Genomic DNA, 9,631 nt, shown 5'->3' on the forward strand with positions numbered 1-9,631 from the left:
GGGAGGACGGGGTTTTGCATGGAGTGCTTTTAACAGTTCAGAACATCGACAGGTCATCTGGAAACCCCATCCCGATCAACCCAGAACACACTTCATCGGATTCGGGTATTTGAGGGAGGATGAGCGAGTGAGCGTCCAATGGAAATCGGTACGGGAGTATGAAGATATCAAATATGAAAAGTACAAGCAGATTGCCAAGGTGACTATTAATCGTCCGGAAGTGCGCAATGCCTTTCGTCCCAAGACGGTGACGGAGATGATCGACGCTTTTTCCCGGGCCCGGGATGATTCCGAGGTTGGGGTGATCATTTTGGCGGGAGAAGGGGACAAGGCCTTCTGTTCCGGTGGTGATCAACGAGTGCGCGGGCACGGCGGCTATGTGGGAGAGGATGAGATTCCCCGTTTGAATGTCCTCGACCTGCAGCGGCTGATCCGCACCATCCCCAAACCTGTGATCGCCATGGTTTCCGGTTATGCCATCGGCGGCGGGCATGTGCTGCACGTGGTTTGCGATTTGACCATTGCCGCGGACAATGCCATCTTCGGTCAGACGGGCCCCAAGGTAGGCAGCTTTGACGCTGGTTACGGCGCCGGGTACCTGGCCCGTCTCGTCGGCCATAAGAAGGCCCGGGAGATTTGGTACCTGTGTCGTCAGTACAATGCACAGGAAGCTCTGGATATGGGTTTGGTCAATACCGTCGTCCCGTTGGAGAAGTTGGAGGAAGAGACGATCCAATGGTGTGAAGAGATCCTGGAGAAGTCCCCCACCGCTCTCCGCTTCCTGAAGGCCTCCTTCAACGCCGACACCGACGGGCTGGCCGGCTTGCAACAGTTGGGGGGCGATGCCACTCTTCTCTACTATACTACCGACGAAGCCAAGGAAGGGCGCGACGCCTTCAAAGAAAAGCGGAAACCGGACTTCGACAAGTTCCCCCGGTTCCCGTAAATAGGGAAACCCGGCTCTCTGATGGAGCCGGGTTTGTAATTTAATTGCAGGAACGCTTGTTCCGAAGTCGGTCTTTCGATTAGGATGAAAAGAGGGAGGGGTGGCTGTGAGTGAGATGAACCAAGAAGAATTTATCCGTTTTCTGATCCGGGCCAAGCAGGAAACCTATGCTGCACAAGGGGATGATGGCACCCGGCAGCCGTTGGTGCCCGGATCCAAGCAGTTGGAGTATGGGGAAGGTCCGTGGTTGTACCGGGACATCTACTTTGGGTTCTCCCATTTCAGCGGACAGGAGGTGGTATATGATCGGGAGTGCCCGATCTGGTCGATGACATACTCCGGGGGGACGGCCCCGGATATAAAAGATTCCAGAAGGATTCGGGAAGTTTATGCTTTCCTGCGTGCCGCCCTGCGGAAGCTCCAACCGGATCGTCCGTTTCGGGGGCCCTGTCTCTTCCGGGAAGGAGCCTTCCGGTATGAAGATGAAAGTGTGGGTGGGGTGGATCAGTTCCACGGGAGAGAGCGGATCACGGAGGAAGGTCGGGTGATCTACTCCCTGACTTACCAAGGGGGGTGGATCCGGTAGCTCTCCCGTTTCAGGGTGAGTGAGAGTTATAATAGGGAAACGACACCACGATGATCAGAAAGGTTGTATTTCATGTTGTACAACAATGGAACGGAAATGCCCCATTGGTTGGCCAAGAGAGCCTCTTTGACACCGGAGCGGATCGCCCTCATCTGTGAAGGGGAGGAGTGGACCTTCCGCCGCTTGGAAGAGGAAGCGGGCAGGATGGCACGGCGTTTGGCCGGATGGGGGTTGAAGAAGGGAGACCGGGTGGTTTTGTTGATGGGAAACGGTCTCCATATGGTGACGCTCATCCACGCCGTCACCCGTCTCGGAGCGGTGGTGGTGCCGCTCAACACCCGTCTCGCCCCGGAGGAGATTGCCTGGCAGGTGGAAGATGTCGGGGCCCGGATGTGGGTGGTGGATGAGGATCACGAGCCGAAAGCGGCGGCAACCTGGAGATCCTTCGGAACGACGGCCTACACCTGGGAGGAGCTTACCCGCTTCCCGGAGAAGGAGATGGAGCTTCCCTCCCGTCTCTCCCTGAAAGATCTACATACGATCATGTACACTTCCGGGACGACAGGACGCCCCAAAGGGGTGATGCTCACCTGGGGAAATCACTGGTGGAGTGCCATCGCCTCCGTCCTCAACCTGGGATTGGATCCCCGGGACCGATGGCTGGCTTCCGTCCCGTTGTTTCATATGAGCGGCTTGTCCATCCTGATGCGGAGCCTGATCTACGGAATGACGGCGGTCATCCACCCCGCCTTTGATCCGGCGGCGGCCAATCGGAGCATCCGGGGGGAGGGAGTCAGTATCGTCTCTGTCGTCGGGACGATGCTGAGTCGGATGCTGGAGGATTTGGGAGAGAAATTTTATCCGGATCATTTTCGGTGCATGTTGCTGGGGGGCGGCCCGGCACCGAAGTCGTTGCTGGAGCGGTGTAAAGAGAAAGGGGTGCCCGTGTTTCAAACCTACGGGATGACAGAGACAGCTTCCCAGATCGTCACCCTCGCCCCGGAGGACAGCCTGCGGAAGTTGGGGTCGGCGGGGAAACCGCTTTTTCCGTCAGAGCTTCGAATTGTGAAGGAGGGGGTGGATCTCCCCCCAGGAGAAGCAGGGGAGATCGTGGTTCGGGGCCCCAATGTCACCGGGGGTTACTGGAAACGGCCCGATGCAACGATGGAGGCGATCCGGGAAGGATGGCTGTACACCGGTGATCTGGGCTATCTGGATGAAGAAGGGTTTCTCTATGTATTGGACCGGCGCACCGATTTGATCATTTCCGGCGGAGAAAATGTCTACCCGGCGGAGGTGGAAGCGGTTCTTACTGCGCATCCTGCGGTGGAGGAAGCGGGGGTGACCGGGAGGTCCCATGAGGTGTGGGGACAGGTGCCCATCGGTTTTGTCCGGCTGAAAGCGGGGGAGTCCATCACAGAGGAAGAGCTGCTTCACTACTGCGGAGAGAGGCTGGCCCGTTACAAAGTGCCGATTCGAATCTATTTTGTGAGCCACCTTCCCAAAAACGCCTCTAACAAGCTGCTGCGCCGGGAGCTGTTGCAACTGATTCCAAAGGAAGGGAAAGGAGGGCGGGATTGGTGATCCTTCGTCAAGTGACGCTGTATCATGTCCGAATGACTTTGAAGACCCCCTTTTCCAACAGTCTCACCACTGTGACGGATCGGGAGCTGATCCTGGCGGAAGCGGAAGATGAAGAGGGGCGAAGCGGGTGGGGGGAGTGTGTCGCCTTTTCTTCTCCTTGGTACACTGAGGAGACGATCGGAACTGCCTGGCATGTGATGAAGGATTTCCTGATCCCCCGCCTTCTCCACACTCCCTTGCTACATCCCGGGGAAGTCCCGAAGCGGTTTCGGTCCGTCCGCCGTCATCCCATGGCCAAGGCGGCTTTGGAGGGGGCAGTCTGGGATCTCTGGTGCAAGGAGCAAGGGCTCTCCCTCGCCAGTGCCCTGGGAGGGACCCGGGATTGGATCGAAGCAGGGGTGGCTGTCGGAGCCGCTGATCCGGACACCATGTTGGAGACGATTCGACAGCGGGTGGAGGAAGGATACCGCCGGGTAAAAGTGAAGGTGAAGCCCGGGGCGGACGTAGAGGTGTTGGAACGGATCCGGGAGGCTTTTCCCGAGTTGCCGTTGATGGTCGACGCCAACTCCGCCTACACGCTGAATGACTTGGAACAATTGAAACGGATGGACAAGTTTCACCTGTTGATGATCGAACAGCCCTTGTCTGCTGACGATATCGTGGATCATGCCCGGTTGCAGGCGGAACTTGCAACGCCAATCTGCTTGGATGAGAGTCTGCAATCTTTTGACGATGTGCGGAAAGCACTGGAGCTGGACAGTTGTCGAGTGGTCAACGTGAAGGTGGGGCGGGTCGGCGGGTTGACGGAAGCCAAGCGAATCCATGATCTGTGTCAGAGAAAAGGAATTCCCCTCTGGTGTGGCGGGATGTTGGAGTCGGGGATCGCCCGCGCTCACAATATAGCCCTCGCCTCTTTGGAAGGTTTCAATCTTCCAGGGGACATTTCCGCCTCCAATCGTTACTGGGAGCGGGATCTGATCCGGCCGGAAGTGACAGTGGAGGCCGGTCAAATTCCGGTGCCTGACGGGCCGGGGATCGGATTTGAAGTGGATCGGGAACAGTTGCGGGCAGTCTGTCGGGTGCGTCAGGTGTTTACCTGATATTCAAATTCAACTTCAGAACTCAGGAGATACGCCTGGAATGACGGGGTTGGGGGACGGAAATGTCTTTCCCCGGTTTTGATGTGCATAAGTTCCTGAAACGGGTTAAAATGGAGGGGATATGTCAAAGAGTGAAACGAGGGTCCAAGGTGTTTAAATCTCTGTTCACCATTTCGATCTTTTCCTTGGGTGCCGGTTTTTCGGTACAACTCATTCTGTGCGGCCTGTATGTATCGGCGGTCATGGTTCCGGAAGATCCGGCTTTGTGGCTGCTCCTTGCACTGTACATGGCTTCAGAAACATTGGGGACGGGGGTGTTGCTCTTTGCGGGCTCCATTCCCCTTCAAGTGCTCGTGTTTGGGAAAATGAAGAGAGAAGATCCGGATGTTTATCCGCTGTCAGCGGTTGGAATCGGAATCGGTATTTCAGTTTCCACGGCGATGTGGGCGGGTGAATGGGACTGGAGGCTGTTTGCCCTGCTGGTGCCCACCGCCTTTTTCTTTGGGGGGATGTGGTGGAATCGAATTGGATTGCCCCGCTTGAACGAGGATGGGATTAGCGCCTGAAAAGAGTCGGGATCACCGGTGATGAGTCTCGGCTTTTTTCCTTTGTTTTCCGGGTACCATGCGAGGGAATCATGTTGGCTTTCCTTTTCCGTCAATTGGGTATATTCAGTCCATCTCTATTCCATGGTGGGGTGTGGAGCGATATAATCATAGTATGTGACGTTGAACAATCGGATACACAGCGGCAAAGATGAAGGGAAGGGGTTCAGTGCCTTATAACATGTCGGAAAATCAGAATGGAAGGAGAAGGGGAAATCTTGGCCGCCAAACATTGAAGGCGCGCTCCTACCGTCCGGAAACGGATGAAGGGGTGGTGGTGGAGTTTTATCTGGATCTCATACGGGGACATTATCGCCTGTGGTCGGAATTGGTCGGAGAGCATCATGATGCCGAGCATTGGGAGCAGGTGTTGGTGAGGGAAGAAGCAGGAGAAAAATGGGCAAGGGAACTGAGGAAGCGACTTAAGGACCCGGATTCACTCCTTTTGATCTTTACCTTGGACAGAGATGAACCCGTCGGCTTTTTGCACTTGGAGATCCGGAAGGACCCTCTCATCTTCAGCAAAAAAGGATTTATTAGTGAAATATTTCTGCACCCGGATTTCCGGGGGCGGGGTTACTCCAGGCAGATGTTGGCCTGGGGCGAGCGCTGGTTTCACGAAAAAGGGGTGAGTCCTCGCCATGTTTATGTCACCAGCAATAATCTGGCAGCCGTCAAATTATATGCATCCATGGGCTATCGGGTCACTGATTACCGGATGACCAAGATCGGCAACTTCTAAGCGGCTTGGATCAAGAGAATTTCGGGTATTATTACTTCTGTGATCGAAATCCAGTGGATGGAGGGGATTCCCATGTCCAACTTAACCAATCGACAGATCCTGCTTGCAAAACGTCCCAAGGGCTGGCCGGATGACAGCACCTTTCGGTTGATCGAATCTCCGATTCCGAACCCGGGGGATGGTGAAGTGTTGATACGAACCATCTACCTTTCTGTTGATCCTTATATGCGGGGACGGATGAACGATGCCAAGTCATATATTCCGCCTTTTAAATTGAATGAGGTGCTGACCGGCGGAGTGGTAGGACAAGTGGAAGAATCGAAGCATCCGGGTTTCCGGAAGGGAGATCTGGTAACCGGAATGATGGGATGGCAGGACTTTTCCGTGGTGAAGGGAGATCAACTCAACCAAGTGGATACGAAGCTGGTTCCTCCCACCACTGCTCTGGGAGTGTTGGGAATGCCCGGACTCACTGCCTACTTCGGACTCTTGGAGATCGGTCAACCTAAACGGGGAGAGACGGTGGTCATCTCCGGTGCCGCCGGTGCCGTCGGTTCCCTCGTGGGACAAATCGCCAAAATGAAAGGTTGCCGTGTGGTCGGAATTGCCGGTTCAAAGGAAAAGATCCGCTTTTTGAAAGAGGATCTGGGTTTTGACGCTGTTATCAACTACAAGACCGATCAGGTGAAAGAGGAGGTCGAAGAAGCCTGCCCCGACGGGGTGGATATTTACTTCGACAATGTGGGTGGGGAAATCTCTGATATCGTTGTTTCCAAGATCAATAAATTCGCCCGCATCGTCCTGTGTGGACAGATCGCACTGTACAACCTGGAGAGAGCGGATGTGGGTCCCCGGGTTCAATCTCAACTCCTGATCAACAGTGCTCTGATGAAAGGATTTATTGTCTCCGACTACCAAAAGCGCTTCAGGGAAGGGCTGACCCAGCTTGCCGAATGGTTGTCCCAAGGCAAGATTCAGTATCGTGAAAACATCGTCAGGGGTCTGGAAAATGCCCCACGGGCTTTCCAGGGGCTGTTCAGGGGGGAGAACCTCGGAAAACAGTTGGTGAAGGTATCAGAGATTAAAAATTGATTCCAAGCAAAGACACCCTTTCGTCATCGTGGGAAGGGTGCCTTTGTAAACCTTGGAGCTTTGTGGTTGACTTACCCCTTGACCATCATTTCTCCTTGGATCTTTTCGTGTCGAAGGAGGATCGAAGCATCACTACAACAATCATTCGGAAACAGATGGATAAAACAAACCCGGCACACTGCCTGATCCGGCGTGCCGGGTTTAATCTGTTCTCACTTCACCCGTCCGGCCTGCTTCTGGTATCTGCGGCGCTGGTTTTTGGGCAGGATCCGCTTCCGGATGCGGAAGGCCTGGGGTGTCACTTCCAACAACTCATCATCGGAGAGGTATTCCAGGGCATCGTCGAGGGAGAGATCCCTCGGCGGTTCCAAGCGCAAAGCTTCATCGGAGCCGGCAGCACGGAAGTTGGTCAACTGTTTCTTTTTGCATACGTTAACATCCAGATCGTTTTCCCGGATATGCTGGCCGACGACCATGCCTTCATATATCTCCGTGTTGGCCCCGATAAAAAGTGTGCCCCGCTCCTGGGCGGCATACAGTCCGTAGGAGGTGGCGTTGCCGGGCTCCCAGGCAACCAATGATCCGTGGTCCCGGGTCTGAATTTCACCGGAGTGGGGTTCATAGCCGCCAAAGAGGGTGTTCATCAGCCCTTCCCCCCGGGTGGCCGTTAAAAACTGCTGATTAAATCCGATCAACCCCCGGGTGGGAACACGGTAGGTGTAATGGATGGAACCGTCATCCCGCAGTTCCATGTTCATCATCTGTCCCTTGCGGCGTCCCAGCAGTTCCACCACCGCTCCCTGGTACTCGCTGCTCACTTCCACTTCGACGACTTCCACCGGTTCATGCCATTTGTCATCGATTTTCTTCAGGATCACTTCCGGTTTGCTTACCTCAAACTCATAACCTTCCCGACGCATATTCTCGATCAGGATGCTGAGATGCAACTCTCCCCGTCCCGCCACCAGGAAGGTGTCGGGGGAATCGGTGTCCTCCACATGGAGAGCGACATCCCTCTCTGCTTCTAGATAGAGGCGTTCCCTCAGTTTCCGGGAAGTGACGTATTCTCCTTCCCGCCCGGCGAAGGGGCTGGTGTTCACACCGAAGGTGACGCGGAGTGTGGGCTCCTCCACCTGGATCGGGGGCAGGGGCTGGGGATGTTCCAAAGCGGTGATGGTATCTCCAATGCCCACATCCCCGAGGCCGGTCAAGGCGATGATGTCGCCGGCGGTGACGGTTTCCACTTCCGTCCGTTTCAATCCTTCGTGAGTGAAGACCTGAGCCACCTTCAGGGGATGTTGGTTGCCTTCCCGGTCGATCTGCAGGACGTGCTGGTTTTTGTGGATGGTACCGCTGTTCAACCTTCCGATCACAATTTTCCCTTTGTAGTCGTCATGTCCCATCAAGGTTGCCTGCATCTGGAGCGGTGCGTCAGGGTTGACCTGGGGAGCGGGCAGATACTCCACAATTTTTTCTAATAGCGGCTCCAGGCTATCCGCCAGTCGGTCCGGTTCCTCGCCACAGATTCCGTTTAAGGCGCTGGCATAGAGAACAGGGAACTCCGCCTGTTCCTCCGTTGCCCCCAAATCGACAAATAGATCGAAGGTGGTGTCCACCACATAGTCGGGACGGGCGTTGGCCCGGTCGATCTTGTTGACGACCACGATCGCTTTATGCCCTCGTTCCAAGGCATGACGGAGGACAAACTTGGTTTGGGGCATGGGCCCTTCCACGGAGTCCACCAGCAACAAGACTCCGTCCACCATATTCATCACCCGCTCCACCTCACCGCCGAAGTCGGCATGGCCCGGGGTGTCGACAATATTGATCTTCACCCCGTTGTAGCGAACGGAGGTGTTCTTGGACAGGATGGTGATTCCCCGCTCCCGTTCCAAGTCATTGGAATCCATGACCCGTTCAGCGACGCTTTGATTTACGCGGAAGATATGGCTCTGTTTCAACATCGCATCCACGAGGGTGGTTTTCCCGTGATCGACGTGTGCAATAATGGCAATGTTGCGGATTTGGTCGGCTTTCATATCCAGGCGCGCAGGATGCGCTTCCCCCTTCAAGTAAAATCACCCGGCTCGCCCATGAACGGGACGGGGTCAAAGGTTGACATAAACTTTCAGGGAGTCATTATAGCACAGGATCGGCCTCATGGTGAAGAATATATCTTTACCGAAGGGAAAGGATCAGATATAATATATAAGGTTTGGAAAGCGGAATCGGTCCTGGGTAGAGTAAAGGTCACGGGGCCTTTACTTTTTTTATTGGAAAGGGGAGGAGAGTCATGGAAATGGGGGGATTTGGCAAAATTGAGCACACGGGGTGTTTCACCGGAAGACGCACTTCCGGTGGAAAGAGCAACCGTTTGGGGGGGATTCCAAACCGGCAAATTTAATTGTCGGAAAATTGGCGATGAGGGTCGATTACCAGGAAGTATCGGCAGATCTCTTCTCCATGGTTGATAAACTCGTGTTCAATGTTTGCTTCGAAATAAAAGGAATCCCCTGAATTTAGGATAAAAGTATCGGATCCGCCCAGAATCACTTGAAGCCTTCCTTTATCCACATAAATATATTCCTGGACATTTTTTTGATGGGCGGGAAACGCTCCGGTTCTTGCTCCAACCGGCAGAATGTTCATTATAAATTCAATTCCCTTGGATGGAAAGGTGGGCGACAACAAATGGCGTTCAAATCCGGAGGACTCATCTTTCAGTACTAATCTCTTTTCTTTTTCTGTATGAATCACTTCTCTGCGAACAGGTTCATCGATTAAGGGTTTTTCTTTTTATTTTATTGGGTCATTTCCTTTCGTATCCTATTTTCCATTTTATAAGTTCATCTACCAGCCAAAAAATTGTTCCTAGTGCCCCATCCGGAAATTTAGTTTGGTAATGGAGGAAGGATTTACACTTGGTTTTCTGGAAGGTAGAGAATCTACCACGGAAACAGCAGGTGAAAGAAATGA

General features: G+C 54.1%; 9 protein-coding genes. 7 read left to right on the plus strand and 2 right to left on the minus strand.

Annotated elements, in window-relative coordinates; all coding sequences use genetic code 11:
* Positions 1–127 precede the first annotated feature (127 nt).
* The 7 genes from menB to curA all read left to right on the plus strand — a co-directional run bounded on the left by menB (position 128) and on the right by curA (position 6,655).
* Positions 128–946 (plus strand): 1,4-dihydroxy-2-naphthoyl-CoA synthase, encoded by an 819-nt coding sequence (menB, locus tag IEV46_RS14815; RefSeq protein ID WP_188433325.1) that lies wholly within the window; start codon positions 128–130, stop codon positions 944–946.
* A gap of 115 nt (positions 947–1,061) precedes the next feature.
* Positions 1,062–1,532, plus strand: coding sequence for a DUF5680 domain-containing protein (locus IEV46_RS14820; protein WP_229736154.1), 471 nt, complete (start codon positions 1,062–1,064; stop codon positions 1,530–1,532).
* Positions 1,533–1,604: 72 nt separating this feature from the next.
* Entirely contained in the window at positions 1,605–3,116 is a 1,512-nt protein-coding gene (locus IEV46_RS14825; RefSeq protein ID WP_229736149.1) for an o-succinylbenzoate--CoA ligase, read from the plus strand.
* Complete coding sequence (gene menC / locus IEV46_RS14830; RefSeq protein ID WP_188433326.1) at positions 3,113–4,216, plus strand: o-succinylbenzoate synthase; 1,104 nt, start codon at positions 3,113–3,115, stop codon at positions 4,214–4,216. Before IEV46_RS14825 ends, menC begins: the two co-directional genes overlap by 4 nt.
* 131 nt (positions 4,217–4,347) lie before the next feature.
* The gene (locus IEV46_RS14835) at positions 4,348–4,782 is read left to right on the plus strand and encodes a hypothetical protein (RefSeq protein WP_188433327.1); all 435 of its coding nucleotides are present in this window, start codon (positions 4,348–4,350) and stop codon (positions 4,780–4,782) included.
* A gap of 208 nt (positions 4,783–4,990) precedes the next feature.
* On the plus strand, positions 4,991–5,563 hold the full coding sequence (locus IEV46_RS14840) for a GNAT family N-acetyltransferase (protein WP_188433328.1): 573 nt from the start codon (positions 4,991–4,993) through the stop codon (positions 5,561–5,563).
* A 72-nt stretch (positions 5,564–5,635) separates the two neighbouring features.
* Positions 5,636–6,655 (plus strand): NADPH-dependent curcumin/dihydrocurcumin reductase, encoded by a 1,020-nt coding sequence (curA, locus tag IEV46_RS14845; protein WP_188433329.1) that lies wholly within the window; start codon positions 5,636–5,638, stop codon positions 6,653–6,655.
* Between the two features lie 212 nt (positions 6,656–6,867).
* Here curA and typA read toward each other — a convergent pair whose 3' ends face one another.
* Both typA and IEV46_RS18705 read right to left on the minus strand, forming a co-directional pair.
* The gene (gene typA, locus IEV46_RS14850; RefSeq protein WP_188433334.1) at positions 6,868–8,694 is read right to left on the minus strand and encodes a translational GTPase TypA; all 1,827 of its coding nucleotides are present in this window, start codon (positions 8,692–8,694) and stop codon (positions 6,868–6,870) included.
* 361 nt (positions 8,695–9,055) lie between these two features.
* Positions 9,056–9,304 carry a cupin domain-containing protein gene (locus tag IEV46_RS18705; RefSeq protein WP_188433330.1) on the minus strand — a complete coding sequence of 83 codons (249 nt, stop codon included), beginning with the start codon at positions 9,302–9,304 and terminating at the stop codon, positions 9,056–9,058.
* Positions 9,305–9,631: the final 327 nt, after the last annotated feature.

The sequence above is a fragment of the Kroppenstedtia guangzhouensis genome (assembly GCF_014637345.1).
Taxonomy (GTDB): Bacteria; Bacillota; Bacilli; order Thermoactinomycetales; family DSM-45169; genus Kroppenstedtia; species Kroppenstedtia guangzhouensis.

Excerpts from the sequence above, each read along its gene's own strand:
- IEV46_RS14825 (WP_229736149.1), top strand. The coding sequence starts at position 1,605 with ATGTTGTACAACAATGGAACGGAAATGCCCCATTGGTTGGCCAAGAGA.
- curA (WP_188433329.1), top strand. The coding sequence starts at position 5,636 with ATGTCCAACTTAACCAATCGACAGATCCTGCTTGCAAAACGTCCCAAG.
- IEV46_RS18705 (WP_188433330.1), bottom strand. The coding sequence starts at position 9,304 with ATGAACATTCTGCCGGTTGGAGCAAGAACCGGAGCGTTTCCCGCCCAT.
- IEV46_RS14820 (WP_229736154.1), top strand. The coding sequence starts at position 1,062 with ATGAACCAAGAAGAATTTATCCGTTTTCTGATCCGGGCCAAGCAGGAA.
- typA (WP_188433334.1), bottom strand. The coding sequence starts at position 8,694 with ATGAAAGCCGACCAAATCCGCAACATTGCCATTATTGCACACGTCGAT.